Source organism: Prauserella muralis (assembly GCF_003202285.1).
GTDB lineage: Bacteria > Actinomycetota > Actinomycetes > Mycobacteriales > Pseudonocardiaceae > Prauserella_B > Prauserella_B muralis.
On record NZ_MASW01000005.1, the window covers coordinates 523680 to 550510 of the forward strand.

At 72.3% G+C, this 26831-nt stretch carries 28 protein-coding genes; 10 read left to right on the forward strand and 18 right to left on the reverse strand.

Features of this window, described 5'->3' with window-relative positions:
• Nucleotides 1–161: 161 nt before the first annotated feature.
• Entirely contained in the window at nucleotides 162–824 is a 663-nt protein-coding gene (locus BAY60_RS23225) for a TetR family transcriptional regulator (protein WP_112283150.1), read from the reverse strand.
• Nucleotides 825–891: 67 nt separating this feature from the next.
• Here BAY60_RS23225 and BAY60_RS23230 point away from each other — a divergent pair, with 67 nt between their 5' ends.
• From BAY60_RS23230 to BAY60_RS23255, 6 genes are all read left to right on the forward strand, one after another.
• Nucleotides 892–1953 (forward strand): ferredoxin reductase, encoded by a 1062-nt coding sequence (locus BAY60_RS23230; protein WP_112283151.1) that lies wholly within the window; start codon nucleotides 892–894, stop codon nucleotides 1951–1953.
• 28 nt (nucleotides 1954–1981) lie between these two features.
• Complete coding sequence (locus tag BAY60_RS23235) at nucleotides 1982–3103, forward strand: fatty acid desaturase family protein (protein ID WP_112283152.1); 1122 nt, start codon at nucleotides 1982–1984, stop codon at nucleotides 3101–3103.
• Between the two features lie 9 nt (nucleotides 3104–3112).
• Nucleotides 3113–3319 carry a hypothetical protein gene (locus tag BAY60_RS23240; protein ID WP_112283153.1) on the forward strand — a complete coding sequence of 69 codons (207 nt, stop codon included), beginning with the start codon at nucleotides 3113–3115 and terminating at the stop codon, nucleotides 3317–3319.
• A gap of 136 nt (nucleotides 3320–3455) precedes the next feature.
• Nucleotides 3456–3785 carry an ArsR/SmtB family transcription factor gene (locus BAY60_RS23245; RefSeq protein ID WP_112283154.1) on the forward strand — a complete coding sequence of 110 codons (330 nt, stop codon included), beginning with the start codon at nucleotides 3456–3458 and terminating at the stop codon, nucleotides 3783–3785.
• Nucleotides 3778–4287, forward strand: a complete 510-nt coding sequence (locus tag BAY60_RS23250; protein ID WP_112283155.1) for an SRPBCC family protein — start codon at nucleotides 3778–3780, stop codon at nucleotides 4285–4287. Before BAY60_RS23245 ends, BAY60_RS23250 begins: the two co-directional genes overlap by 8 nt.
• A gap of 65 nt (nucleotides 4288–4352) precedes the next feature.
• On the forward strand, nucleotides 4353–4985 hold the full coding sequence (locus BAY60_RS23255; protein WP_112283156.1) for a TetR/AcrR family transcriptional regulator: 633 nt from the start codon (nucleotides 4353–4355) through the stop codon (nucleotides 4983–4985).
• A 7-nt stretch (nucleotides 4986–4992) separates the two neighbouring features.
• Here the strand turns inward: BAY60_RS23255 and BAY60_RS23260 are convergent, their stop codons facing one another.
• Nucleotides 4993–6033 carry a saccharopine dehydrogenase family protein gene (locus BAY60_RS23260; RefSeq protein ID WP_211330429.1) on the reverse strand — a complete coding sequence of 347 codons (1041 nt, stop codon included), beginning with the start codon at nucleotides 6031–6033 and terminating at the stop codon, nucleotides 4993–4995.
• Between the two features lie 88 nt (nucleotides 6034–6121).
• Between BAY60_RS23260 and BAY60_RS23265 the strand changes: the two genes are divergently transcribed.
• Nucleotides 6122–6412, forward strand: coding sequence for an antibiotic biosynthesis monooxygenase (locus BAY60_RS23265; protein WP_112283157.1), 291 nt, complete (start codon nucleotides 6122–6124; stop codon nucleotides 6410–6412).
• 122 nt (nucleotides 6413–6534) lie between these two features.
• Here BAY60_RS23265 and BAY60_RS23275 read toward each other — a convergent pair whose 3' ends face one another.
• From BAY60_RS23275 to BAY60_RS23290, 4 genes are read right to left on the reverse strand one after another with little or no spacing between them, the layout of a single operon-like run.
• Nucleotides 6535–7797: an amidohydrolase gene (locus BAY60_RS23275; RefSeq protein ID WP_112283158.1), complete on the reverse strand. Its 1263-nt coding sequence runs from the start codon at nucleotides 7795–7797 to the stop codon at nucleotides 6535–6537.
• Nucleotides 7794–8519 carry a hypothetical protein gene (locus BAY60_RS23280; RefSeq protein WP_211330430.1) on the reverse strand — a complete coding sequence of 242 codons (726 nt, stop codon included), beginning with the start codon at nucleotides 8517–8519 and terminating at the stop codon, nucleotides 7794–7796. The genes BAY60_RS23275 and BAY60_RS23280 overlap by 4 nt, the downstream gene beginning before the upstream one ends.
• A 31-nt stretch (nucleotides 8520–8550) precedes the next feature.
• Nucleotides 8551–9249: a DUF5058 family protein gene (locus BAY60_RS23285; protein WP_112283159.1), complete on the reverse strand. Its 699-nt coding sequence runs from the start codon at nucleotides 9247–9249 to the stop codon at nucleotides 8551–8553.
• Nucleotides 9246–10691 (reverse strand): amidase, encoded by a 1446-nt coding sequence (locus tag BAY60_RS23290; RefSeq protein WP_245992765.1) that lies wholly within the window; start codon nucleotides 10689–10691, stop codon nucleotides 9246–9248. Before BAY60_RS23290 ends, BAY60_RS23285 begins: the two co-directional genes overlap by 4 nt.
• Before the next feature lie 110 nt (nucleotides 10692–10801).
• Between BAY60_RS23290 and BAY60_RS23295 the strand changes: the two genes are divergently transcribed.
• On the forward strand, nucleotides 10802–11773 hold the full coding sequence (locus tag BAY60_RS23295; RefSeq protein WP_112283161.1) for an Lrp/AsnC family transcriptional regulator: 972 nt from the start codon (nucleotides 10802–10804) through the stop codon (nucleotides 11771–11773).
• 41 nt (nucleotides 11774–11814) lie between these two features.
• Here the strand turns inward: BAY60_RS23295 and BAY60_RS23300 are convergent, their stop codons facing one another.
• The gene (locus BAY60_RS23300; RefSeq protein ID WP_112283162.1) at nucleotides 11815–12666 is read right to left on the reverse strand and encodes an LLM class F420-dependent oxidoreductase; all 852 of its coding nucleotides are present in this window, start codon (nucleotides 12664–12666) and stop codon (nucleotides 11815–11817) included.
• Nucleotides 12667–12881: 215 nt separating this feature from the next.
• A complete protein-coding gene (locus tag BAY60_RS23305; protein WP_245992766.1) occupies nucleotides 12882–13712 on the reverse strand; it encodes an endo alpha-1,4 polygalactosaminidase in 831 nt (276 codons plus the stop codon).
• Nucleotides 13713–13788: 76 nt separating this feature from the next.
• On the opposite strand from BAY60_RS23305, the gene BAY60_RS23310 reads away from it, so the two are divergent.
• Together BAY60_RS23310 and BAY60_RS23315 are read left to right on the forward strand one after the other, a co-directional pair.
• Nucleotides 13789–14070: a hypothetical protein gene (locus BAY60_RS23310; protein WP_112283163.1), complete on the forward strand. Its 282-nt coding sequence runs from the start codon at nucleotides 13789–13791 to the stop codon at nucleotides 14068–14070.
• On the forward strand, nucleotides 14067–15662 hold the full coding sequence (locus BAY60_RS23315) for an amidase (protein WP_211330431.1): 1596 nt from the start codon (nucleotides 14067–14069) through the stop codon (nucleotides 15660–15662). The genes BAY60_RS23310 and BAY60_RS23315 overlap by 4 nt, the downstream gene beginning before the upstream one ends.
• Nucleotides 15663–15674: 12 nt before the next feature.
• On the opposite strand, the gene cysC is transcribed toward BAY60_RS23315, so the two are convergent.
• From cysC to BAY60_RS23365, 10 genes are all read right to left on the reverse strand, one after another.
• Nucleotides 15675–17510 (reverse strand): adenylyl-sulfate kinase, encoded by a 1836-nt coding sequence (gene cysC, locus BAY60_RS23320; protein WP_112283164.1) that lies wholly within the window; start codon nucleotides 17508–17510, stop codon nucleotides 15675–15677.
• Nucleotides 17510–18421, reverse strand: a complete 912-nt coding sequence (gene cysD, locus BAY60_RS23325; protein WP_170160517.1) for a sulfate adenylyltransferase subunit CysD — start codon at nucleotides 18419–18421, stop codon at nucleotides 17510–17512. Before cysD ends, cysC begins: the two co-directional genes overlap by 1 nt.
• 121 nt (nucleotides 18422–18542) lie before the next feature.
• Complete coding sequence (locus BAY60_RS23330; RefSeq protein ID WP_112283166.1) at nucleotides 18543–19115, reverse strand: GNAT family N-acetyltransferase; 573 nt, start codon at nucleotides 19113–19115, stop codon at nucleotides 18543–18545.
• A gap of 19 nt (nucleotides 19116–19134) precedes the next feature.
• Nucleotides 19135–20505 carry a mannitol dehydrogenase family protein gene (locus BAY60_RS23335; RefSeq protein ID WP_211330432.1) on the reverse strand — a complete coding sequence of 457 codons (1371 nt, stop codon included), beginning with the start codon at nucleotides 20503–20505 and terminating at the stop codon, nucleotides 19135–19137.
• Nucleotides 20502–21470 (reverse strand): PfkB family carbohydrate kinase, encoded by a 969-nt coding sequence (locus BAY60_RS23340; RefSeq protein ID WP_170160518.1) that lies wholly within the window; start codon nucleotides 21468–21470, stop codon nucleotides 20502–20504. Before BAY60_RS23340 ends, BAY60_RS23335 begins: the two co-directional genes overlap by 4 nt.
• Entirely contained in the window at nucleotides 21464–22672 is a 1209-nt protein-coding gene (gene manD, locus BAY60_RS23345; protein ID WP_112283167.1) for a D-mannonate dehydratase ManD, read from the reverse strand. The genes BAY60_RS23340 and manD overlap by 7 nt, the downstream gene beginning before the upstream one ends.
• Nucleotides 22669–23538 (reverse strand): ABC transporter permease, encoded by an 870-nt coding sequence (locus BAY60_RS23350; RefSeq protein WP_112283168.1) that lies wholly within the window; start codon nucleotides 23536–23538, stop codon nucleotides 22669–22671. The genes manD and BAY60_RS23350 overlap by 4 nt, the downstream gene beginning before the upstream one ends.
• Entirely contained in the window at nucleotides 23535–24473 is a 939-nt protein-coding gene (locus tag BAY60_RS23355) for an ABC transporter permease (protein ID WP_245992799.1), read from the reverse strand. Before BAY60_RS23355 ends, BAY60_RS23350 begins: the two co-directional genes overlap by 4 nt.
• Nucleotides 24470–25606, reverse strand: a complete 1137-nt coding sequence (locus BAY60_RS23360; RefSeq protein WP_112283170.1) for an ABC transporter ATP-binding protein — start codon at nucleotides 25604–25606, stop codon at nucleotides 24470–24472. Before BAY60_RS23360 ends, BAY60_RS23355 begins: the two co-directional genes overlap by 4 nt.
• Complete coding sequence (locus BAY60_RS23365; protein ID WP_112283171.1) at nucleotides 25603–26802, reverse strand: extracellular solute-binding protein; 1200 nt, start codon at nucleotides 26800–26802, stop codon at nucleotides 25603–25605. The genes BAY60_RS23360 and BAY60_RS23365 overlap by 4 nt, the downstream gene beginning before the upstream one ends.
• Between the last annotated feature and the right edge of the window lie 29 nt (nucleotides 26803–26831).

The following is a 26831-nucleotide window of genomic DNA, read 5'->3' on the forward strand; positions in this document are numbered from 1 at the left end:
CGCGCGAACGGACCCACTGGGCTCAGCTAACCACCGGCCACGGCGGCTCGCTCGTCGTCGCGGACCACCAGGTGGGCGACGTTGCGGCGCTGACTCCGTTGCCCGACGAGCCGAAGGGCACCGTGGGTACGTGCGGTGTACCCACGGTGCCCTTCGGCTCGTCACCGGTGCTTGCTGCGCCAGGCGGGGATGCCGAGCGCGATGAGCCGCAGCCGCTTCTCGGCGGTGTGCATCGTCTCCTCGTCGCGGCCCGGCCCGCTGTCGAGCAGTTCCAGAACGGTGTCGAGCATGGCCGTGACGATCAGCTCGGCCAGCATGTGCAGGTCCTCGGTGCTCCAGTCGCGCAGCGCGTCGAGCCGCGCGAGGTCCACCGCCAGTTCGCGGGAGAGCAGCTTCAGCTCGACCTCGATGGCCCGCCGCACCGGACCGGTGCCTCCGTAGCGCTCCCTGGTGACGAACCGGAAGTGGTCCTCGTGGGCACGCACGTGCCGGGCCAGCGTGCGCACCGACGAGCGGATCACGCCGGTCGTGGTGCTCGGCTCGGTGCGGGCGGCCCGGATCATCGTGCGCAGCGTGCGCATCGACTCCTCCACGAGCGCGACACCGAGGTCGTCCATCGACGCGAAGTGCCGGTAGAACGCGGTCGGCACGATCCCGGCCCGCTTGGTCACCTCACGGAGGCTGACGCCGGAGAACCCGCGGTCGATCAGCAGCTCCAGCGCCGCGTCCAGCAGCGCCCGCCTGGTCCGCTCCTTGCGCTCGTGCCGAGCGCCCTGTTCCGCCCTCACGGCGTTCAGCGTACGTCCGTCCACGTTGTCGGCCACCTCACATTGCGTCCCGTGGCGCCGTCGCCCACCATTGAGTGTACACGCGTTCACTACTGGAGGCGGTATGGCACGGCTCACGGCCCTCGCCGAACGACTGCTCACGCCGCACGGCCTCGACCGCTACCTGGAGCTGATCGACCCGATGCTCGTCCGCCGCGAGATTCGCGGCGAGGTGACCGACGTCCGCAGGCAGACGGCCGGCACCGCGACGCTGACCCTGCGGCCGAGCCGGGCGTGGCCGGGCTTTCGCGCCGGACAGCACGTGCGCGTCACCGTCGACATCGACGGTGTGCGGCGCACCCGCTGTTACTCCCCCGCGTGCTCGCAGTACGGCGGGCTGCTGGAGCTGACCGTCAAGGCCGAGCCGCACGGTCTGGTGTCCCGGCACCTGCGGGACGCCGCCGTGCCGGGCATGGTCGTCGGACTGTCCGAACCGGACGGCGACTTCGTCCTGCCTGCCCGGCGGCCCTCCCGCGTGCTGCTGATCAGTGGCGGCAGCGGCATCACGCCGGTGCTGTCGATGCTGCGCACGCTCGCCGACGAGAACCACGACGGCGAGGTCGTGTTCCTGCACTACGCCCGGCAGGCGAAGGACGTGCCCTACCGCGCCGAACTGGCCGCGCTGGCCGAGCGGCCGAACATCACCGTGGCGCTCGCCTGCACCCGGTCGGACGACGGTGACCTGCGCGGCCGCTTCAGCGCGGAGCAGCTGGGCGCCGTGGCGCCGTGGTACCGGCACGCGCCCGCGTACGCCTGCGGCCCCGCGCCGCTGCTGGAGGCGGTCGGCGCGCACTACGCCGCCGAGGGCCTGAGTGAACAGTTGCACACTGAAGCGTTCACCGCGGCCCTGACCGTGCCCGATCCGGCGGCCGCGGGCGGGCGCGTCCGCTTCACCCGCAGCGGCGCGGAGACCGAGAACTCGGGCAGGCCACTGCTGGAACAGGCCGAGGAGGCGGGGCTGCGCCCCGAGCACGGCTGCCGGATGGGCATCTGCCTGTCCTGCACCCAGCTCAAGGCCAGCGGCACCGTGCGCGACATCAAGACCGGCGCCGTCTCCGGCGAGGAGGACGAGCAGATCCAGCTCTGCGTCTCCGTGCCGGTCGGCGACGTCGACATCCACTGCTGACGACCGACGACGAGGAAAGAGACCCGCCATGACAGGACTGCAGGACCGGCTCACCCCCGAGCAGGTCGAGGAGTTCGGCCGCGAACTGGACGAGCTGCGCCAACGCATCGTGGACGACCTCGGCGAGGACGACGTCGCCTACATCAAGCGGATCATCAAGACCCAGCGCGGGCTGGAGGCCGCGGGACGTGCCCTGCTGTTCGCCGGGTTCTTCCCGCCCGCCTGGCTGGCCGGGGTCGGCGCCCTGTCGCTGTCGAAGATCCTCGACAACATGGAGATCGGGCACAACGTCATGCACGGGCAGTACGACTGGACCCGCGACCCGGCGCTGAGCTCGCAGCGCTTCGAATGGGACAACGTGGCCCCGGCCGAGAACTGGCGCCACTCGCACAACTACATCCACCACACCTACACCAACATTCTCGACAAGGACCGCGACGTCGGTTACGGGATCCTGCGGATCGACCCCGACCAGAAGTGGCACCCGTACTACCTCGGCAACCCGGTGTACGCGGTGCTGACCGCCCTGTTCTTCCAGTGGGGCGTGATGCTGCACGACCTGGAGGTCGACCGGCTCGTCAAGGGCGAGCGCACGTGGTCGGAGTTCGCCGACGTGCGCGCCCGCATCGTGCGCAAGGCCGCCCAGCAGCTCGGCAAGGACTACGTGCTGTTCCCGCTGCTCACCGGGCCGCTCGCGCCGCTGACCCTGGCGGGCAACGCGTCGGCGAACCTGGCGCGCAACCTGTGGGCGTTCGCGGTGATCTTCTGCGGCCACTTCCCGTCCGACGTCGAGAGCTTCACCGAGGAGGAGACCGAGCGGGAAAGCCGCGGCCAGTGGTACCTGCGGCAGATCCTCGGCTCGGCCAACCTCACCGGCGGGCCGCTGTTCCACGTCCTCACCGGCAACCTCTCGCACCAGATCGAGCACCACCTCTTCCCGGACATCCCGTCCCGGCGGTACCCGATGATCGCGCCGCAGGTGCGGGCGATCTGCGCCAAGTACGGCCTGCCCTACCACACCGGGCCCCTGCACAAGCAGCTGTTCTCGGTGGCCAAGAAGATCGTCCGGCTGGCCTTGCCCGGCAGCGGGCGCGCGGCGGATCCGGAGCCCACTACGCTGGAGCGCGACCGGGACCTCAAGGCGGCGTAGGGCGGACACATGGTGGGTCGGTTCGAGAGCGGCAAGGACACCGTGCAGGTGCTGACCGAGTCGGCGGCCACGCACATCGGCAACATCGCCGGCATTCTGACAGGCGCGGTGCGCGACGTCGCCAGGGAAACGGGTGACTGGCTCACCGACCTCATCGAGATGCGCGAGGCCGCGGCCAGGGCACGCGACGACGAGACGGGCCGGCCCGCCGACTGACGCCCGCGAGTCCTGCGCTCAGGCCCGCGAGTCCTGCGTTCACGCCCGCGAGTTCTGCGCTCAGGCCCGCGAGTCCTGCGCTCGCGCCGCCTCTATCTCTTCGCGCGTATATGATCGGGCTGTAATGTATCGGCGCATGGACGTGTTCGAGGCGGTGGCCGAGCCGAGCAGAAGGGCGCTGCTGGACGCCCTCGCCGAGGGTGAGCGGTCGGCGGGCGAGCTGGTCGCCACACTGCCGCAGCTGACCCAGCCCGCGGTGTCACGGCACCTGCGGGTACTGCGCGAGGTCGGCCTGGTCGAGGTGCGGCCCGACGCGCAGCGCCGCATCTACGCCCTGCGGCCGGACGGGCTGGTCGAGATCGACCGCTGGATCGGCCGCTATCGCCGGTACTGGGCCCGGCACCTCGACGCGATCTCCGAGCACCTCGCCGCCGCCCAGTCACGGGAGGAGCCGGGCGGTGAGTGAGCACGACGGTGAGCTGACCATCGACGGCGAGCAGGCCGTGCTCACGTTCGTCCGCCGCCTTCCCTACCCCGTCGAGGCCGTGTGGGCGGCCATCGCGGACCCACGGCACCGGGCGGCGTGGTTCGGCGAGACCACCCTCGACGGCCGCGCCGGCGGCACGATCGACATGGTGCCGAAGGAGCCGCCCACGCCGGACGCCGACAAGCGCATGACGGGCCGGATCCTCGTGTGGGAGCCGCCGCACGTGCTGGAACACGAGTGGAGGCAGGCCCTCGTCGGCGACAGCGTCGTCCGCTACGAGCTCAGCCGTGACGGCGACGGCACGCTGCTGCGGTTCACCCACCGCGGACTGCGCGTGTCCAGGGCACGCGGCTTCCTGCCGGGCACGCACGCCTACCTGGACCGGCTCGCCGCCCACCTCGCGGGCGCCGAGCTGCCCGGCTGGGTCGCGCGGTACCGGGCGCTCGCCCCCGGCTACCGGCGGGCGACCGCGGCCCGCTGACATCGTCTGAGGACGTGTGACGACGAGGCGCGCCCGGCCCCGCTCACTAGAGCTACGCTACAGCCATGACCACGGCGAAGGGCACCGGCAGGCGGGCGGAGAAGGCACGGCAAACCCGGCAACGGATGCTCGGCGCCGCGCACGAGCTGTTCGTGGACCAGGGCTACGGCGCCACGACTCTGCAGCACATCGCCGACCGGGCCGGCGTCGCGGTGCAGACCATCTACTTCACCTTCGGCAACAAGCGCTCCCTGCTCAAGGAACTGGTCGACGTCACGATCGCGGGCGACGACGAGCCGCTGGCCACGATGGAACGGCCGTGGTTCCGGCAGGCACTGGCCACCGAGACGGCGCAGGAGCACCTGCGCGCTCACGTCGCGGGCGCGCGGGCGATCCTGCACCGCGTCGGGCCGATCATGACCGTGTTGGCGAACGCCGCCGCGACCGATCCGGAGGTGGCGGCACTCTGGCCGCAGGAACCCGACCCACGGTTCGTCGTGCAGCGCACGGCGGCGGCGTCGCTGATGAGCAAGCCCGGCGCGCGCACCGGCGTCTCGGTGGACCACGCGGCCGACGTGCTCTACGGCCTGCTCGGCACCGAGGTGTACCAGATCATGGTGCGGGAGCGCGGCTGGTCACCCGAGCGGTGGGAGGACTGGACCCTGCGCATGCTCCGCCACGAGCTCTGCGCGGACTAACGCCGCGCTACGCCGGACAATGGTGCCACAGCCGGACATCGTGCGGCGCCAGGCGTTCCGGCAGGTCCGCGAACGCGGGAAGCTGGTCGAGATGGTGCACGCCCGCCGGCAGGCGGCCGGTGAGCAACTGCTCGGTGACGCGGGCGGCCACGAGACCGGTGATGCGGCTCTGCGCGTGGCCGGTGACGGCGTAGGTGGCGTGCCACGGACCCCGGACGGCCTCGGCGCGCACGGCGAACCCGTCACCGCCCACGTGGACGCGCGTCAACGCGCCCGTGAACGCCCGGAGCACGCGCGGGCGGCGTGTCACGCGCGCAAGGCCGGTGCTGCGCAGGCCGAACAGCACCGCGGTCAGCGTGGCCGAGTCCAGGCACAGGCGCGTGGTCACGTCGGCGACGCCGAGCGTCCGGCGCAGGGTGTGCTGGTCGGAGAACGGGAACGGGTGGGCGGTGCGCCTGCCGTAGCCGGGCAGGGCGACGCGGGCGCGCCGGGCGGTACCGCGTGGGGCGGCCAGCCCGGCCAGCGTCCACCGCACGGCGTCGGCACCGTGCCGCTCCCCCGCGCCGAGCAGGACGGTGAGATCCACCCGGTCCGCGCCGCCGAGCTCGTCGTGGGCGCGGCGGGCGAGCACGTTGGTGAGTCCCGGCGCGAGCCCCACGCTGAGCACGGCTGTCGCTGCGCGCCGCTCGGCCAGCGGGCCGAGCCGTTCCACACCCGCCAGCAACTCCGGCGAGGCGCCGACGTCGACCACGTGCACGCCGCGCTCCAGGCAGGTCCGCGCGAGCCCGGCATCGGGTGGCTCCACGGCGAGCACGACCGCGGTGACGCGGTACTGGTCGAGCGCGTGGACGACGGCGTCGCGCTCGGCGAGGTCGAGCCGTACCGCCCGCGCGCCCGCCGCCGCGGCCGTCTCCCGTGCCGTGACGACGTTGCGTCCCGCGCACAGCACCCGGCGGCCGAACCTCGCGCCGAGCGCGCCGGTGATGGTGGCGCCCACCGCGCCGTATCCGCCGAGGACGAGGATCGTGCCGCCGTCCGTGTCCGCCATGGTGTCCTGCTCGTCGGTTGACCAAATTTCGCTAGAGTGCGACTCTAGCATTGGTCACTAGAGTTGTCATTTAGCGAAAGGACCGACTATGTCCGTCATCCGGATCACCCGCTTCACCGCCGACCCGGCCCGCGCCGAGGAACTGGCCGGCACCCACGCGACGCTCGTCGCCGCCGTCCGGGCCGCCTCACCTGGCCCCGCGGAGGCGCGCCTGGCCAGACTGGACGAGCACACCTGGATGTCGGTGTGGCGCTGGGACTCGGCGGAGGACGCGGAAGCCACCTCCGCTGCCGCCGCGAGCCTGCCCGAGCCGAGAGCCGCGTTCGCGCTCGTCAGCGACCCGACCGCCGAGCAGGGCGAGATCGTCGACGAGCGCTGAACGCAGGACTCGCGGGCACGAACGCAGGACTCGCGGGCACGAACGCAGGACTCGCGGGCCTGGACGCAGAACTCGCGGGCACGAACGCAGGACTCGCGGGCCTGGACGCAGAACTCGCGGGGTTAGGCGGGCGGTTCCTTCAGGAAGGCCAGCGTGGTCACGACGACCGCCTCGGTCATCCGCGACAGGGTCGGCTCCGGTTCCGGCGCGAACAGCGGCGAGTGGTTCGCGGGCACGCTCGTGGCGAGTGTGCCCGCGGCCTCGGCCTCGGCGTACCGGGCGGCGTCGGTGCCGCCGACGAACCAGAAGCAGTAGGGCACGCCGATCGCCTCGCCCAGCAGGCCGAAATCCTCGCTGCCCATCATCGGCTCCGCGTCGGTCACGCCGTCGTCGCGCCAGTGCCCGGCCAGGGCGCCCATCGCCTGCCGGGTCACCTCCGCGTCGTTGACCAGGCGCGGGAACCGCGACAACTCGGTGATCCGCGGCTGCGGCGCACCCGACGCGGAGGCCTCGGCGTGGACGATGCGCCGCAGCGCCTCCAGGACACGCTCCCGCACCGGCTCGTCGAACGTCCGCACGTTGAGCGTGAACAACGCCGAGTCCGGGATGATGTTCTCCTTGGTGCCGCCCAGCATGCGGCCCACGGTGACCACCGCCGACGAGGCCGGGTCCACCTCCCGCGCGACGACCGTCTGCACGCGGGTGATCGCGTGGGCCACCTGCACGATCGGGTCGATCGCGTTCTGCGGCTGCGAGCCGTGCGCACCGCGGCCGAACATGGTGACCTCCCACGAGTCCGCCATGGACGCCGTGGTGCCGGGGCGGCAGCGCACCTCACCCGCGCGGCCCGGGGTCACGTGCTGGCCGAGCACCACCTCGGGGCGGGGAGCCCGGTCCCAGAGGCCGTCGGCCACCATCGCCCTGGCGCCCTGCGCCGTCTCCTCCCCCGGCTGGAAGATCAGCACCACGGTGCCCGCCCACGCGCCGCGGCTGCGTGCCAGCAGCGCGGCGCCGGTCAGCAGCGCCGCCGCGTGCGTGTCGTGCCCGCAGCCGTGCATCACCCTGGTGGCCGAGCCGTCCGGCAGTACACCGTCCACCGTGGAGGCGTAGTCGAGGCCGGTCTGCTCGGCGATCGGCAGGCCGTCGATGTCGGCCCGGAACGCGACGACGGGCCCTGGCCCGTTCTCCAGCACGCCGACCACCCCCGTGCCACCGCACCGGAACGCCGGTATGCCCAGCCCGGTGAGCCGCTTCTCGATGAGGGCGGCGGTGCGGTGCTCCTGCATGGACAGTTCGGGGTGGGCGTGCAGGTGGCGGTACAGGGCGGTCAGGTCGTCGCGCAGGTCTTCGAGTCCGGACAACACGGTGGTGGCGCGGCTGGTCATGCGCTGGCCTCACTCTTCTCGTCGGCGGCGGTGTCGGCGGTGGTCGCGGATCCGCCGCGGTCGCGCAGCAGCAGGGAGAGCGCGACCGCGAGCACGACGCAGACCACCATGGCGTAGGCGGAACTGGACGGCACCAGCGCCACGAGCAGATACACCCCGGCGGCACCGCAGGCGAGCGCGATCACCCGCGTGCGGTTCTGCCCCGCGGACAGCACGGCCTGCACCAGCACGGGGCCGAGGATGGCGGGCACGATGTAGCCGAACACCTCGGTCACCGACGGCGGGATGAGCGAGGCCAGCCACGTGCCGAGCAGGCCGACGAGCAGCAGCAGCGACACCAGGTGCACCACCGCGGCGCCGATGATCGCGGTGACCGCCGCGATCTCGGCCTTCTTCGTGCCGTGGCGAGCGCCGATGGCCGACTGTGCCGCCAGGGCCGAGGGCAGCAGCTTGTTGGCGATGTTGCCGATCATGAACGCCTGGTAGCTGGCCGCCGAGCCGAGCATCGGGTAGTAGGTGATCGGCTCGCTGAACCAGAACACCCCGAACACCACGGCGACCGCCACCCACGCCTGCGTCACCGGGCCCCAGCCCGGCCAGTAACCCTCGCCGAACATCAGGTACAGCGGACCGGCGAGGGAGATGACGAGGCCGGCGAGCATCGTGGCCCGGCCCCACCGGCTGGTGGTGCGGTCGAATCGTTCGATGGAGGCGTCGGTCATCGCGGTTCCCTTCCGTCCTCGGGCGATGCGGTCACAGGGCGACGGCCGCGGCGCCGAGCGCGGCGGCCACCGCGACCCCGACCGACCACTCCCTGATCCATGCCTTGCGCCACCGGGTCGCGGCCAGGTGCAGCAGCACCATCACCAGCGCGCCGGTGACGAAGGTGACCAGGTGTACGGCGGACTTGTTCACCTCGGTCAGGCCGAGGTAGGTGAACGCCGAGATCATGGCCGCACCGGGCACGATGGACATCACCATGGGATTGACGGCGCGGATGCGACGGTCGGCGCGGCTGAGTATGGGCGTGAAGACAAGCGTGCTGACCATCCACGCGGCACCGGCGACGCTCATCGTGAAGAACACCAGCGCGAAGGCACGGTCGTCGTAGCCCGCGCCGCCGAGTTCGATGCCCGCGGTCTGCGCCGCCGACTGGGCGGCGACGGTCTCGAAGCTCGCCGAGCCGATCAGCCCGATGCGGACGAGCACCGCGGGTGTGCCGAAGACGGTCAGCAGGCTCACGGCGACCACCACCACCGCCAGCGAAGGGCCGACGGCGACGAGCGCGCCGGTGCGAAACGCCGTGCGCAGCTCGCCGGGGGTCATTCCGGCGGCGGAGGCGGCGCGGCGGGCGGCGCGCAGGTAGATGAAGGACTGCAGGCCGATCACGAGGAAGACGCCGAGCGCGGCGGCCCACAGCACCGGCGAGTTGACGATGGGTGGAGTGTTCACAGTGGACTCTCCCTGGGTTGGGTTCGGTCGGTGAGATCCGGCCTGCGCCGCCCGTATCCCGTTGCCTGTTCGAAGGCGTGCCCCGCCTGGAGCACCCGCAGGTCGGCCCGGTGGGGCCCGACGATCTGGAGCCCGACCGGCAGCCCGGAGGCGGTGAACCCGGCAGGCACCGACAGCGCGGGCGTGCCCGCCGCCGACACGAGGTAGCAGGCACCCATCCAGCCGAGGTAGTCCGGCTGCTCGACGCCCGCGACGACCCGCGGGTACTCCAGGCTCACGTCGAACGGCAGCACCTGGCACACCGGCAGCAGCAGCACGTCGTAGCGGGTGAAGAACTCGCGGATGCGGTGGTACAGCTCGGTGGCCAGCGCCTCCGCCCTGGCCACGTCCGATCCGGACAGTGCCCTGCCCTGCTCGACGTTGTGCCGCAGCGACGGCTTGACCTCCTCCGGCCGGGTGTCGACCAGCGCACCGTGGGCGTGGGCGAACTGCCAGGCCCGCAGCGTGCGGAACACCTCGTCGGCTCCCGTGAAGTCGGGGCAGTCCTCGGCGACCGCGCAGCCGAGGTCCTCGAAGACCTTCACGGCGGGCGTGAGCACCTCCAGCACCTCCGGCTCCACGGCCACCCGGCCGCCCAGGTCCGGCGACCAGGCGACGCGCAGCCCGGTGAGGTCCCGTCCGAGCGGTGGCCGGAACGTCGAGCCCGGTTCGCCGAGTGCGATCGGGCTGCGGTCGTCCGGGCCCGCCAGTACCGACAGGGCCAGCGCCGTGTCCTCCACCGTGCGCGCCATCGGCCCCTGCACGCCGAGCCGGGAGAACCCGAGCGGCGAGGGCCAGCTCGGCACCCGGCCGGGCGAGGGCCGCAGCCCGACCACGTTGCAGAAGGAGGCCGGGTTGCGCAGGGATCCGCCCATGTCGCTGCCGTCGGCGATCGGCTGGAGGCAGCACGCCAGCGCGGCCGCCGCCCCGCCGCTGCTGCCTCCCGCGGTGCGGGTGCGGTCGTAGGGGTTGCGGGTGACGCCGAAGACCGGGTTGAAGGTGTGCGAGCCCGCGCCGAACTCCGGGGTGTTGGTCTTGCCGATCGTGATCGCGCCCGCCGCCCGGAGCCGCTCGACCACCAGGTCGTCGTGGCCGGGCACGTGGTCGGCGAACACCGGGGAGCCGAAGGTGGTCCGGATGCCCGCCGTCAGGTGCAGGTCCTTGTGCGCCACCGGCAGCCCGTGCAGCGGGCCGGGCCGCTCACCGCGTGCGACGCGCTCGTCGGCGGCCTTCGCCTCGGCGAGCGCGCGCTCGGCGGTGAGCGTGACGATCGCGTTGACGGCCGGGTTGAGCCGGTCGATGCGCTCCAGGTGGGCCCGCACGAGCTCGACGGCGCTGAGCTCGCCCGACCGCACGGCGGCGGCCTGGTCCACGGCGGTGAGCAGGCAGACGTCCTCGCGCACGGCACTGACCTCCGGATGGCTCGGCCTCGATGGGAAACCAGAGTGAGCGGGCATCGGTTTTCAGACAAGAGGCGTTGCGGATCTGACGGAATCAGCCAAGAATCTGGCGGATGGCCACCGAGGTGACGCAGCTGGACACGCTCGACAAGCGGATCATCGCCGCGCTGCAGCTCGACGGCCGCGCCTCCTGGCACCGGATCGCGCGCGTGCTGGGCGAGCCGGAACGCACCGTGGCGCGCCGGGGAGCCCGGCTGCTGGCAGGGGGCAAGGTCGTCGTGCACGGCCTGGCCCGGCACGGCGACATGGCCGTCCTGCGGCTGCGCTGCAACCCCGGGATGCTCCGCGTGGCCGCCACCGCGATGGCGCGCCGCGCCGACACGACGTTCACCTACCTGATCACCGGCTCGGCCGACTGCGCGGTGGAGATCAGCTGCCCGCCGCAGTCGTTCGAGTCACTGCTGCTCGACGAGCTGCCCAGCACGCCGGGCCTCGTGTCGTGCTCGACCAACCCGTCGCTGCGTTACTACCGGTCGGTGCACCAGTGGCAGCCGGACCTGCTGACCGCCGAGGAGATCGCCGAGCTGGACCCGGTGGCCCCGGTCAGCACCGGGCCCGGCGCCCAGTCCTACAGCAAGGACGAGCAACTGCTCGTGCGGCTGCTCGCCGAGGACGGCAGGCGGCCCGGTGAGGAACTCGCGGCACTGTCCGGGTTGTCCGAACCCACCGTGCGCAGGCGGATCGACACCATGCGCAGGCAGGGCAGGCTCCTGCTGCGCGCGGTGGTGGAGCCCGCGCTGCTGGGGCTGCCGCTGGAGGCGCTGCTGTGGGTCAAGGCGCCGCCCCGGTCGGTCGACACCGTCGGCGAGGCGCTGCTCGCCTCGCCGACCGTGCGCTACGCCGTGGCGCTGGCCGGCGAGTACCAGCTGCTCGTGCACGTGGCCACCACCGACATCCGGGCGCTGCACGAGTTCGTCACCACGAGCGCGTGGGTGGACGATGTGGACTCGGTGGAGACGGCGATGATCGTGGCGGCGCCGAAGCGCACCGGGGTGCCGCACCCGTCGCTGCGCTCGCCCTCGTGAGCCGTGCTGGCCGTCCAGAATGTCGTGGGCCGACACACCGGTCAGGAGGCGAGGCCGAGTTTGCCCGCCAGGTGTCCGATGTAGCCGGTGACGTCCTCGGCGGAGCGGTCCGGCAACCCGAACAGCACCTCGGTGACACCCGCGGCCTCCCACTCCGCCAGCACGCCCGGATCCGGTTTCCCGGCGAGGGCGACCACCTGCGGCTCGCCCGCACGCCCCTCGGCCTGCCAGCGCTCCCGCAGGCTGCGCACCCCGTCACCGATGTCGCGGTCGGCCGGGGTGGTGATCCAGCCGTCGGCGTGGCGGGCGATCCACTCGAACGTCCGCGCGGTGCCACCCGCGCCGAGCAGCACGGGCACCCCGGCGCCGCGCACCGGCTTCGGCCACGCCCAGCACGGGCCGAACTTGACGTACTCGCCCTCGAAGGCCGCCTCCTCCTGGGACCACAGTGCCCGCATCGCGCCGAGGTACTCCGCCAGCACGGTGCGGCGGCGTCCCCGGTCGACGCCGTGGTCGGCCAGCTCCTCGGCGTTCCAGCCGAACCCGGCGCCCAGCACGACCCGCCCTCCGGAAAGGTGGTCGAGACTGGCGATGGTCTTGGCCAGAGCGATGGGGTCGTGCTCGGCAGGCAGTGCCACGGCCGTGGACAGGGTGATCCGCGTGGTCACCGCCGCCGCCGTCGCCAGCGCAACCCAGGGGTCGAGGGTCCTGGCGTAGCGGTCGTCGGGCAGGTCGGTGGTGCCGGTGGTCGGATGGATCGACTCGCGGCGCACCGGCATGTGGGTGTGCTCGGGCACCGCCACCGAGTCGAAGCCGGCGTCCTCGGCGGCCCTGGCCACCTCGGCGGGCGTGCCGCCCCGGTCACTGGTGAACAACACAACGCCGTACCGCACCGGACGTCCCTTCCGCTGGTTTGTGCCATTACCGGCCACAAGTAGAACATGTTTCAGTTCTGAGCGGAACACCTTACGGGCGCGCGGCCTGTAACGGCCGGGGGGACGCCCGCGACCCTATGCACACGTGACCCCGCAGGGTTCCGTCCGGACAGGCCGCACCGCCGTCCCCCCGCAGCGGCAGGGGCGGCCTGTCCACCCCCCACGTCCCGCGCTCAGCACGCCCGGTAGCGGTGGCCGGCCTCGCCGTGGGCGACCAGCAGCCGATCGCGCAGGATCGTCGAGCGCGGCGTCCGCGGATCGGCACAGACCTCGCCGAAGGGGCGCTCGAGGGTGTCCGGATACTCCACGTCGAGCACGCGCTGCCCGTAGACGTCGGTGTAGGCGGCGCACTCGTCGTGGGCCGCGCATTCCTCGGCGATGGCGAAGTCGAAGCCGGCCTCCTGCCGGGCTCGCGCGCTGAGCTCCGCCGCGTTCTTCTGCCCGGCCAGCAGCCCATGCTCATGGGCGATCCCGGCGAGCAGCCGCGCCAGCCGCAGGTTGTCCCCGGCCGTGAGCGCGCCCGCCGAGCGGGTGTAGGAGTCGAGGTTGTCGAACTCCACGGCCGCGTAGCCCGCGGCAGCGCACGCGGCGACCGTCTCGCCGACGATCGCGGCGATGCGCTCCCGCGAGCGCGCCCCGGAGGTGTCCAGGACCAGCTCGCCGGGCCAGTCCGGATCGGCACGCGGTCGGCCCCGAGCATCGGAGAGCACCAGGTCCCGCCGCTGCTCCAGCCAGCGGGCCCGGTCCTGCGGCTGGCTCTGGAACCCGTTGACATAGCACACGTTGAACAGCCCGGCGGCGGGCTCGGCCGTGCTGTCCCGGACCACAACGGCGGCCCCGCGCGGCGGCGGGTACGCGCCACCCAGCTGGTAGTCGAACGCCGCGCCCTCCGGCAGTCGCGGCTGCTCGCCGGGCGCGCTCCCGCCGCACCCCGCGATGAGCACCGTCAGCGCCGCCACCGCCACGACCCGCATCCGCACCGCGCCCACCCCCTCGATCGTCACACCGGCGCAACACGAGGCGCCGTTGATCGCAATCTTGCCGTCCGAACCTGTCCTCCCCGTCCCCAGGAGGTCACCGTTGGCACCCGTACCGCCCACCGACACCGAACTCGACACGCTGATCCGTGCCCGCCTTGCCGTGCTCGGGATCGATCTCGACCAGCTCCCGCCCGGCACCACGCCGGACCCGGACACCGGCGCGCCGGGCCGCGACACCGCGCTGGCGTCGCTGCGCGCGTTCCTGCGCGGCACCGTGCAGACCCTGGCCGCCTACCGGTTCGACGGCGACGACGCACTCGCCCAGCAGGTCGCACCGCCACAGCTGTACCCGTCCATCGCGACCGCCTGGACACGCTCGTGACCGGCCCGCTCGACCGCAGCGTCGACCGCCGCGCGTTCCTGGCCCGCACGGCGGCGCTCGGCGCGCTGGGCGCCGCCGGCTCCGTGGCGCTGCCCGCCGTCACGGCCGCCACCCCGTCGGCCGGGGCCACCACCGCCGACGTGGAGCCACGGCCCGAGGCACTGACCGATCCGGCCGAACTGACCGTCGCCGAGGCGGCGACGCTGATCCGGCGCGGGAGGCTGCGCCCGGAGACCCTCGTCGAGGCCTACCTCGACCGGATCGCCGCCCACGACGGCACGTACCAGGCGTTCAACCTGGTCCGCGCGGAGCGCGCGCTCGCCGAAGCCCGCGCGGCGGGCACGCGGGGCCGCGGCGCGCTGGCAGGCATCCCACTGGCGATCAAGGACAACTACTTCACGGAGGGCACGCTCACCACCGCCAACTCCCTGCTGCTGCGCGACTTCGTCCCGCCCTACGACGCCACGTCCGTGGCCAGGCTGACAGCGGCCGGCGCGATCGTGCTCGGCAAGACGCAGATGGGCCCCCTGGCCACGACCAGGGCCACCACCCCGGACGGCCGGGTCACCACCGTCAACGCGTGGGCGCCCACCCGGCCCGAGGTCAACCCCGGCGGCTCCTCCACCGGCACGGCCACCGCCGTGGCCGCGAGGCTGGCCGCCTCCGGCACCGGCACGCAGACCGGCGGGTCGATCACCGCGCCGTCCAACGCGCAGAACCTCACCGGGCTCAAACCGACGATGGGCCGCGTGTCGTTGTACGGCATCGTGCCGCTGACCTACACCCGTGACCATCCGGGCCCGCTGGCCAGGGACGCGCTCGACGCGGCGATCCTGCTGCGGGCGATGGCGGGACCCGACAGCCACGACCCGCGCACCCAGGGACTCCCCGGTGTGCCCGATCTGGTGCGGGCGGCCACGCCCGTCCGGCAGCGAGGCCGGGTGCGGCTGCGGTGGCCGACCCGGATCGGGGTCATCCCCGGCTACGCCCAGGGCGGCTCGGAGAGCGCGGCGGCCCGCGCCGCGTTCCTGGACACCCTGGCCGGCATTCCCGGTGCCACCGTGGTGGACGTGCCGCTGCCCGCCGAGTGGGAGCTGCTCACCGGCAGCGCCTTCAACAACGTCCGGCTGCCCGAGCGCAGCGAGCCGTTCCTGCCTCAGCTGCGCACCGACCTGCGCGGATTCGGCGTGTCGGTGCTCGGCTGGCTGCAGGGCGCCCTGCTCGGCGCCGACGAGTACGTGCTGGGCCAGCGCGCCAAGCTGCTCCTGCTGGAACGCGTGCTCGGCGACCTGTTCGCCCGGTGCGACGTCGTCGTGCAGACCGGACCGGTGCCGTTCGACATCCTCGGCCTTCCGGAGCTGGCCCTGCCGATCGGGTTCTCGGCCGACGGCCTGCCGCTGGGTACCATCCTCGGCGGGCTGCCCTTCGGCGAGGACCGGCTGTTGTCGGTCGCCGCCGCCTACCAGGCCGTCACCGGCTGGCACCTGCGCAGGCCCGCCGACCCAGCTCCGCGGCGGGCGGCGGCCCTCGCCAGGACCGCGCCCGCCGCGCACCGGCTCGACGCGGTGGAGGCGGCCGAGACGACGCAGTGAGCCGGGAGCGGATCAGCGCTGCCGGGTCAGCAGGTCGACGACCCGCTCGGCGAGCGCCTCGGTGTCCTCCTGGGTCGGGTTCAGCACCAGATCCGGCGACTCCGGGGCCTCGTACGGGTCGTCGACGCCGGTGAACCCGGTGATCTCGCCCGCCCGCGCCCGCGCGTAGAGGCCCTTGGGGTCACGCGCCTCGCACACCTCGATCGGCGTGTCGACGAACACCTCCACGAAGGGCAGCCCGGCGGCCTCGTGTGCGGCGCGGGCCCGTTCACGATCCTCGCGGTACGGGCTGATCATCGACACCACGGCGACGATCCCGGCGTCGGCGAAGAGCTTCGCCACCTCGCCGACGCGGCGGACGTTCTCGGTGCGGTCGGCCGCGCTGAAGCTGAGGTCGCTGTTGAGCCCGTGCCGGAGGTTGTCGCCGTCGAGCAGGTAGGCCGCGTGCCCCTCGGCGATGAGCCTGCGCTCGACCTCCACGGCGATGGTGGACTTGCCCGCGCCGGAGAGGCCGGTCAGCCACACGGTGCCGCCCTTGGCCGCCCGGTCCTCGCGCCCGACGCGCGTCGGCTGCCAGACCGCGCCCCCGTCGCGCAGGGCGGGCCCGGTGATCATGCCCGCGGCGACGGTGTTGTTGGTGGTGTCGTCCACGAGGATGAACCCGCCGGTGAACCGGTTGCGCCGGTACGGGTCGAACAGCAGCGGCTGGCGCGTGCGCAGTTGCACGCGGCCGATCTCGTTGAGCGCGAGCGCCTCGGCCGACTCGTCACGGTGCAGCGTGTTGACGTCGAGCCGGTAGTCCAGCGCCTGGATCTCGGCGGTGGTGGCGCGCGTGGTGTGCCGGATGGTGTAGGTGCCGCCCGGCTTGAGCGCACCGCCCTCGCTGAGCCAGCACACCAGCGCGTCGATGTCGTGGCCCGCGCTGGGCCGGTTGCCCGGACGGCAGATCATGTCGCCCCGGGAGATGTCGATGTGGTCGGTCAGCTCGACCGTGACCGCCTGCGGTGGGAACGCCTCCTGCACCGGTGTGCCGCCGGGACCCCAGATCGCCTTGATGCTGGTCGTGAACCCGGACGGCAGCACCATCACCTCGTCGCCGGGCTGCAGCACGCCGCCCGTGACGGTGCCCGCGTAGCCGCGGAAGTCGGTGCCGTAGTCGCGGATGACGTACTGCACCGGGAACCGGGCGTCGATGAGGTTGCGGTCGGAGGCGATGTGCACCTGCTCCAGGTGGTGCAACAATGAACTGCCCTCGTACCACGGCATGCTGGCGCTGCGGTGCACGATGTTGTCGCCGTGCAGCGCCGAGATCGGGATGAACGCCATGTCGTGGACGTCGAGTTTCGCGGCGAACTGCGAGAACTCCTCGCGGATCTCCTCGAACCGCTCCTGCGACCAGTCGACGAGGTCCATCTTGTTCACGCACACCACGAGGTGCGGGATGCCCAGCAGGCTGGCGAGGAAGGCATGCCGCCGCGACTGCTCCAGCACCCCGTTGCGCGCGTCGACCAGGATCAGCGCCAGGTCCGACGTGGACGCGCCGGTGACCATGTTCCGGGTGTACTGCACGTGACCCGGCGTGTCGGCGATGATGAACTTGCGCCGGGGCGTGGCGAAGTAGCGGTAGGCGACGTCGATGGTGATGCCCTGCTCGCGCTCGGCGCGCAGGCCGTCGGTGAGCAGAGCGAGATTGGTGTAGTCCTCACCGCGTCGCTTGCTGACCTCCTCCACGGCGGCCAGCTGGTCATCGAACAGCGTCTTGGAGTCGAACAGCAGCCTGCCGATGAGCGTGGACTTGCCGTCGTCGACGCTGCCCGCGGTGGACAGCCGCAGCATCTCCTGGACCATCAGAAGTAGCCTTCCCTCTTGCGATCTTCCATGCCCGCCTCGGAGATGCGGTCGTCGGCTCTGGTGGCGCCGCGCTCGGTGAGCCGCGTGGCGCTGACCTCGGCGACCACGTCGTCCGCCGTGGCGGCGGACGATTCGACGCAGCCGGTGCAGGTGGCGTCGCCGATGGTGCGGAAGCGCACGGTGGCCTCGTAAGGCTGCTCACCGTCGAGCAGCGTGAGGAACCGGGTGTTGGCCAGCAGCATCCCGTCGCGCGCCACGACCTCGCGCCGGTGCGCGTAGTACAGCGGCGGCAGCTCGATGTTCTCGTCGCGGATGTAGGACCAGATGTCCAGTTCGGTCCAGTTGGACAGCGGGAACACGCGGATGTGCTCGCCCTTGCGGTGCTTGCCGTTGTAGAGGTTCCACAGCTCGGGCCGCTGGCCGCGCGGGTCCCACTGGCCGAACTCGTCGCGGAAGCTGAACACGCGCTCCTTGGCGCGGGCCTTCTCCTCGTCGCGGCGGGCGCCGCCGAACACCGCGTCGAAGCCGCCCTCCTTGATGGCCCGCAGCAGGGTGCCGGTCTGCAGCCGGTTACGCGAGGCGCGGGGGCCGGTCTCCTCGACGGCGCGCCCGGCGTCGATGTCGTCCTGCACGCTCGCCACCAGCAGCTGCACGCCCAGCCGCTCGACGGTGGCGTCGCGGTAGGCGATCACCTCGTCGAAGTTGTGGCCGGTGTCCACATGCAGGATCGGGAACGGCGGCGGCGCGGGCCAGAACGCCTTGGCCGCGAGGTGCAACATCACCACCGAGTCCTTGCCGCCGGAGAACAGCAGCACCGGGCGCTCGAAGGTCGCCGCCACCTCGCGGATGATGTGCACCGACTCGGCCTCGAGAACCCGCAAATGGGTCAATTCGTACGCAGTGGTCACGTGGGGCCAATCTCTCGAACACGGCAGGAACACAACGCTTGTGTTCCGGCCAGGTCACGACGGACAGCCGATGCTATAGGAGCCCCCTGTGCGGGCTCGACGAGGAGGGGCCTCGGGAGCCTCACCGCGGGTCGGTCGCCAGCACCGCCATGGTGATGACGTCGTGCCAGCGGCCGTCCCAGCGCTGCGCCTGCCTGCGCACCCCCTCGGCGACGAAGCCGCACTTCTCGTAGACACGGCGCGCCCTGGGGTTGAAGTCCAGCACCTCCAGCTCAACGCGGTGCAGCCCGACCACGCCGAACGCGTGGTCGAGCACCAGCCGCGTCGCCTCGGTGCCGTAGCCGCGCCCGAACACCTCCGGACCGGTGAGTGCGATGCGGTAGCACATCGAGGCGTTGGCCGGATCCAGCTCGTTGAGCACGGCCTCGCCGAGCACGCGGCCGTCCGCGGCGCGCACGATGGCCCAGTCGGCCCGGTCGGCGTGCTCGGCCCGGGTGGCCACCCACTGCCGCACCTGCTCGGGCGTGGCCTTGGCGTGCGTGCCGGTCAGCCGCATCGTCTCGGGGTCGGTGAACATCGGCCACAGCCCCTCGAAGTGCTCGCTGCCCAGCGGCTCCAGCCGCACGCGCGGCCCTACGAGCACCGGCTGGTCGAGAAACGGTTCGGCGTCGATCACGGGGGCCGATCGTGCCATCCACCACCCTCGGCACGCCTCACGGGCGGCCGGGCAGCAACTCCCGCACCTGCTCCTCCAGCACCGCGCGCAGCTCAGCGTGGTCGGCCAGCTCGGCGAAGTCGCCGCCGAACACCTCGCGGACCGCGAGCAGCCCGTCGACGATCGCCTTGCCCGCCGCGCGCTCTCCCGCCGAGCCCGCCGCGGCCCGCAGCCGGTCGGCCAGCGGGTCCTCGAGCGGCAGCGGCCTGCCGTCGCGGTCCCTGCCCACCGCCACGTAGACCATCCATGCGGCCACGGCGCGCGCGGCGTAGACCGGTGTCCGGCCCGCCGCCAGGCGGTCGCGGATCGTGCCGAGCAGCCGCAGCGGCAGCTTCTGCGAGCCGTCCATGGCCACCTGGGTGGTCCGGTGCCGCAGCGCCGGGTTGGCGAAGCGCTCGAGCACGTCGGCCACGTAGCCGGGCGCGTCGACGCCCTCGGGGACGGCGAGGGTCGGCAGCGCGTCGCGCTCCAGCAGGCCACGCGCGGCCTCGGCGATGTCCGGGTCGGCCACGGCCTGCGCGATCGTGTCGTGGCCGCGCAGCGCGCCGAGGTAGGCCAACAGGGAGTGCGTGCCGTTGAGCAGCCGCAGCTTCATCGTCTCGAACCGGCCGACATCCCCGGTGAACTGCGCACCGGCCCGCTCCCACTCCGGGCGACCCGCGGCGAAGTCGTCCTCGATGACCCACTGCCGGAACGGCTCGGCGACCACCGCGGCCTCGTCGGCCAGCCCCAGCCGGGCCGCCACCTCGGCCCGGTCCTCGGCTGTCGTCGCGGGAACGATGCGGTCGACCATCGTGCTCGGAAACCGGACATTGCTCGCGATCCACTCGGCCAGCGCCTCGCCGTCGGCCGGGGGCAGCGCGGCGCAGTGCTGCTGCACGAGCCGCCGCAGGGTCCGCCCGTTGGCGGTGAGGTTGTCGCAGCACAGCACCGTGACCGGCGCGCCGGATCCGCGCCTGCGCGCGTCCAGGCCACGCACCAGCCTGTCGACGACGGCCGCGTCCTTCGTGTAGCCCTTCTCGGTCACCGTCAGCGACACGATCCGCACGGCCGGGTCGCTGAACCGCTGCCGCAGCCGCTCCGGCTCCGCCTCGGCGAACAGCACGTCGCGCACCACGCCGACCACGCGGCAGTCCACCGCGTCCCGGCCGCGCTCCAGCACGCTGTACAGGCAGTCCTGCGGCCGCAGCTGGTCGGCGACGGTGGCCGAGCGCTGCGTCACGCCGCAGATGCCCCACTCGGCCGCGCCCGCGTCCTCGGTGAACACGGCCTGGTGCGCGCGGTGGAACGCCCCCAGCCCCAGGTGCAGGATGCCGACCCGCTCCGGGCGCGGTCCCGCGGCGTAGGTGGCCTCCGACAGCCGCCTCACGAGGCCACCTCCCGCGCCAGCATCGACCGGGTCTCGGCCAGCGTGGGCACGTAACCGGTGCCGCCCTGGCCGCGCACCGACAGCGCGGCTGCCGCGGTGCCCAGCCGGGCGGCGTCGAGCAGCCCGTCGCCGAGCGCGAGGCGAGCCGCGACCGTGCCGGTGAACACGTCGCCCGCCCCGGTCTGGTCCACGACCTCCCGCGCGGGCACGGCGGGCAACTCCGCCACACCGGCGCCGGTGTCGATGAGCACGCCCTGCGCGCCCCGGGTCAGCGCGACGGCGGGCGCGCCGAGCGCGCGCACCGCCGCCACGGCGTCCCGCGGCGACGCGCGCTCGGCCAGCCCCAGCAGCCGCCTGGCCTCCTCCGGCCACGACGGCGTCACCAGCTCGGCCCGCGGAGCGAGCTCGCGCAGCGTCCGCGCCGCCGAGGCGGCGTCGGTGAGCCGGGGCCGGAAGTTCGGGTCGTAGACGAACCGCCGGGCCAGTGCGGCGGCACGCAGCACGGCGGCGTGCGCGGTGGGCGACACGGCGGCGGCGATGCCGCTGGCCAGCACCACCGCGCTGCCCGCGACCAGCTCCTCCGTGACGTCCCCGGGACACAGCTGCGAGCCCGCGCTGCCGGAGCGGGCGTAGGCGAACTGGCGCTTGCCCTCCGGATCGATGTGCGTGAGGTACACGCCGTGCTGGCCCGGCACCCGCACCAGCGCGCCGGTGTCGATGCCCAGTTCGGCGATGCGGGCCACCAGGCCGTCGCCGAGCTCGTCGTCCGGGACCCTGGCCAGCAACGCGGTGCGCGCACCCGCGGCCGCCGCGGCGGCGGCCGCGTTCAGCGCGTCGCCGGAGAAGCGCAGCCGCACCAGCGTGTCGTTGCGCAGCGGCTCGGCCGCCGACAGCTCCACCAGCGGCTCGCCGAGCACCAGCACGTCGAAGCTCACCGGGCTCACCGGGCTCGCTGAGCTCACCATGGGTGCATCGTCCCGTCCTCCAGCCGGTTCACCGGCAGGTACGCAGGCTGGTAGGGATACCGGGCCGCGGCCGCCTCGTCGATGTCGACGCCGAGGCCCGGCTCCTCGCTCGGCTGCAGGTAGCCCTCGGCGAAGTGGTAGCCGTGGGGGAACACCTCGTCGGTGGCCTCGGTGTGCCGCATGTACTCCTGGATCCCGAAGTTGGGGATGCTCACGTCGAGGTGCAGCGCCGCGGACAGGCACACGGGCGAGAGGTCCGTGGCGCCGTGCGAGCCGCTGCGCACGTGGTGCAGCGCGGCCAGGTCGAAGATCCGCCGCAGGTGCGTGATCCCGCCCGCGTGCACCACGGTGCACCGGATGAAGTCGATCAGCTGGCCGCGGATGAGATCCGCGCAGTCCCAGATGGAGTTGATGACCTCTCCGACGGCGATCGGCGTGGTGGTGTGCTCGCGGATCAGCCGGAAGCCCTCTTGCAGGTCCGCGGGCACCGGGTCCTCCATCCAGAACAGGTGGTAGGGCTCCAGGCTCCGGCCCAGCCGCGCCGCCTCGACCGGGGTGAGCCGGTGGTGCACGTCGTGCAGCATCGCCAGCTCCGGCCCGAACTCCTCGCGTGCCCTGGCGAACAGGCGCGGCACGAAGTTCAGGTACTTCTCGGTGGACCAGACGTTCTCCTCCGGCGCGGAGCCCTTGGCCGGTTCGTAGAACATCTTGTCCGCGCTGACGCCGTAGGTGGAGGCGAGCCCGGGGACACCGCACTGCAGCCGCACCGCCCGGTAGCCGAGGTCGACGAAGCGGGCGGTTTCGGTGAGCACCTCGTCGACAGTCTCGCCGTTGGCGTGGCCGTAGACGGTCACGCCGTCGCGGCTGCGCCCGCCGAGCAGCTGGTACACCGGCAGCCCCGCGGCCTTGCCCTTGATGTCCCACAGCGCCGTGTCCACCGCGGCGATCGCGCTCATCGTCACCGGTCCGCGCCGCCAGTAGGCGCCCTGGAACAGATACTGCCAGGTGTCCTCGATGCGGTGCGCGTCGCGCCCGATCAGCAGCGGCACCACGTGCTCGCGCAGGTAGCTCTCCACGGCGAGCTCCCTGCCGTTGAGGGTCGCGTCGCCGACCCCGGTGATCCCCTCGTCCGTGGTGAGCTTGAGCGTGACGAAGTTGCGGCCGGGGCAGGTGACGATGACCTTCGCCTCGGTGATCTTCACGGTTCTGGTTCCTCCTTCACACGCGCCACCAGCTGGGTCGGGTTGACGAACCGCATCGCGATCACCAGCAGCACCAGCATCATCGCCATGTACAGCACGGCCATCGCGTCCACCGACTGCTGTGCCCGGATACCCGCCGCCGACATCGAGTAGAACAACGCCACGATGAGCGTCTGCGAGTCGGGACCCGCGGTGAGGAACGTCAGCTCGAACATGCCGACGGTGCGCACCAGCACCAGGATCGCGGCGGCGAGGATGCCGGGCACCAGCAGCGGGGTGAGGATGCGCAGGAACACCGCGCGCATCCCCGCGCCGCACATCCGGGCCGCCCGTTCGATGGCGGGGTCGATCTGCTCGATGAACGGCGTCATGGTCAGGATCACGAACGGCACCGACGGCACCAGGTTGGCGAGGATCACGCCGGAGAGGTTGCCCGCGAAGCCGAACTTGTAGAGCACGGTCGCCAGCGGAATGCCGTAGGTGATCGGCGGCATCAGGATCGGCAGCAGGAACGCCAGATACACCAGGCGCTTGCCGGGAAAGTCCCTGCGCGCCAGCACGTAGGCGGCCGGAACGCCGATCACCAGCGACAGCGCCACCACCGCCACCGACACCTCGACGGTGACGAGGATCAGGTCGGCGAGGCCGAACTGCTGCCAGGCGTCGGCGTACCAGTTGGTGGTGAAGCCCTCCGGGAACCAGCCGCCGAACCAGCGGGTGCCGAACGAGTTGACCAGCACCGAGCCGATCACACCGAGCAGCCCGACGAGGAAGAACGCCACCGCGCCCCAGGTGACCCACGCTCCCGGGCTGGCGACGAGCCTGCGCCGTGGCCGGGAACGGCCGGCGAGTCCGAGCGTGCTCATCCCTTACCTCCTGTCGCGCCGGTGTAGAACCGCGACCGCCACAGCAGCACCAGCGCGATCACGAGCAGCTCCACCGCGCCCATGATCATCGCGATGGTCGAGGCCATCGGGTAGTCGTACTGCTCGTAGGCCGCCTGGTACGCGGCGATGGAGATCACGCGCGTCTCCCCCGCCGGGTTGCCGACCAGGATCGCCGAGGGGAACACGCTGAACGCCAGCACGAACGTCAGGCAGAACGTGGTGGCCAGCCCCGGCATCAGCAGCGGGAACGTGATGTGCCGGAAGCGGTCCCACCACCCGGCGCCGAGCGTGGCCGCCGCGCGTTCCAGCGAGGGGTCGATCCCCGACAGGTACGACGAGATCAGCAGGAACGCGAACGGGAACCCGGTGATGATGAGCGAGAAGAACACGCCCCAGTAGTTGTTGATGAGCTGGACCGGCTCGTCGGCCAGGCCCAGCGAGATCAGGGTGCGGTTGAACCATCCCGCCGGCCCGAGGAAGTTCAGCAGCCCCTCGGCGGTGAGCACCGTGCCCAGGGTGATCGGCACGACCAGGACGATCATCAGCAGCCGCTTGCCGCGGAACCGGCCCCGCATCCGGTAGGCGATCGGCACCGAGGCCAGCACGTTGAGCAGTGCCGCCGGGATGGCCAGTCCGAGCGTCTTCCAGATCGTGTCGCGCTGGTAGGGGTCGCTGAAGAACCGCTGGTAGTCGGCGAACGGGCTGCCACCCTGCTGCGGCTGGAACGACAGCCCCAGTCCGTAGAGGAACGGGTAGACGAACAGCCCGATGATGAACACGATCGCGGGCACCAGCAGCAGCAGGTGGCTGTCGATGCCGCGTTCGGCGAGGCGGTGCCGCAGGCCGGGATCGGTGCGCCGCTGCGGCCCGTCCTGACCCGCCTCGGGCGGGGACACGACCGGCGCCGCCATCAGGCCGTCTCCTGTCCCGCCAGCACCGGCCGCCCGGCCGTGTCCGCGGGCTCCCCGGCCCGCGCCGTGTACTGCTGGGCGAACGCGAGCAGCCGCTCCACGGCGATGTCGAGCACGACCTCGTCGCCGGGTGCGAGGCGCCGCCCGGTGCGGATGTGCAGCCGCGTCCCACCCGCCGTGCGGGCCTCGACCGCCAGCTCGCGGCCCTGGTACTCGACCACCTCGACGGTCGCCTCGATCCGGTTCGGGCCGGCCGGGCTGCCCTCGGTGACCGTCACGTCCTCGGGCCGGACGGCGGCCACCGCCGCCGCGCCCTCGGGCAGGTCGCCGACCGGCGAGGCGAGCAGGCGCAGCCCGTCGCCCTCCACGGCCACGGCCTCGCCCGAGCGCGCACCCGCCGTGCACGGCAGCAGGTTGCGGTAGCCCATGAAGTCGGCGACGTGCCAGTTGGCGGGGCGGGTGTGCAGCTGTTCCGGGGTGCCGATCTGCTGCACCCGGCCGTCGCGCAGCACCACGAGCCGGTCGGCCAGTGACAGCGCCTCCTCCTGGTCGTGGGTGACGTAGACGGTGGTGAGGCCGAGGCTCTGGTGCAGCCTGCGGATCTCGGTGCGCATCTCCAGCCGCAGCTTGGCGTCCAGGTTGGACAGTGGCTCGTCCATCAGCACCAGTGACGGCTCCAGCACGATGGCCCTGGCGATGGCCACGCGCTGCTGCTGGCCGCCCGAGAGCTGTCCGGGCAGCTTGTGCGCGTGCTCCTCCAGCCGCACGAGCCGGATCGCCTCGTCGGTGCGCCGGTTCAGCTCCGGCTTGGACACCCGCCGCATCCGGAGTCCGAAGGCGACGTTGCGGCGCACCGACAGGTGCGGGAACAGGGCGTAGTTCTGGAAGACCATGCCGAACCCGCGCTTCTCCGGCGGCAGGACGTCGATGCGGGTGTCGTCCTGCCAGATGCTGCCCGCGGTCAGCGGCAGCAGGCCGGCCAGGCAGTTCAGCGCCGTCGACTTGCCGCAGCCCGACGGCCCGAGCAGGGCGATGAACTCGCCCTTGCCGATCTCCAGGTCGAGATCGGCCAGCGCGTCGTGCTTGCCGAACCTGCGCCCCACCCCGCGCAGGTGCAGGGTCGAAAACGAGGTCATTTCTCCACCTTCGCTCCGCCGATCTCCCGGTCCCAGCGGTCGAATGCCGCGACCATCGACTTGGTGTCCAGCGGTGTCTCCTTCGGGTGCTCGGCGATCAACCGGTCGTACTCGGAGCGGCCGTACTGCTTGATGACGTTCTGGCTCTCCTGCGGCGCCATGGAGATGTCCACGCCCCGTACGGCGGGGCCCGGGTAGAAGTAGCCCTCGTCGTAGGCCTTGGCCTGCTGCTCCTTGGTGAGCATGAAGCGGATCAGCTGCAGCACGGCGGCCTGCTGGTCGGTGGTGGCGCCCTTCGGGATCACCGCGTAGTGGGCGTCGGTGACCCAGTGGAATCCGTCGAGCGTGCCGACCTTCGCCTCGGCCGGGACGGTGCCCAGTGCCCTCGGGTTGATGTCCCAGCCGGTGGTGGTGAGGACGATGTCGGCCGTGCCGTTGGCGAGGTCGGTCATCGTCTGCGTGGTGCCCGACGGGTAGCGGTCGATGTAGCGGTTGAGCTCGGCCAGGTACTTCCACGTCTTGTCCCAGCCGTTGGCGGGATCCTTCGGGTCGGAGTCGCCGAGGATGTAGGGCAGGCCCATGAGGAACGTGCGGCCGGGGCCGGAGTTGGCGGGCCGGGCGTACTCGACCTTGCCGGGGTGCGCCTTGGCGTAGTCGAGCAGTTCCTGCGCGGTGCGCGGCGGGTTGGGCACGCGGTCGGGCAGATACTCGATGAGCGGTCCCGACGGGTAGTAGGTGACCGTGACGCCGTAGTCACCGGCGAGTTCCTGCATCGCGGCGGCCGGCTCCAGGTAGTCCCGCATACCGGGCAGGCGGTCGGCGTGCTCGGGCAGGATCTTCTGCCACAGACCCTGCTCGATGCCTGCGGACAGGCCGTCGTTGCCGGTGAGCACCAGCCCGATGTCCACGCGGCCCGCGCCCTGCTGCGACTTGATCTTGCCGATGAGGTCGGGCGCGGGTGCCTTGCTGTAGGTGACGCGCTCGATGATGTCGGGATGCTGCTCCACGAACTCGTCGATCATGCCCTGGGTGAGCTGCAGGTTGCCCGCCACATCGAGGATGTTGAGCGTCACCGGGCTCTCCGGCTTGTCCGGAACCGGCCCGGAGGCCTCCTGCGCGCCCTGCCGCTCGGGCGCCCCGCACGAGACGGCCAGCAGCGCGGCGGCGAGCACGCCGGTCAGGAGTTTCTTGCGCATCGATCGAATCCCTTCTCTCAGCCGGGCAT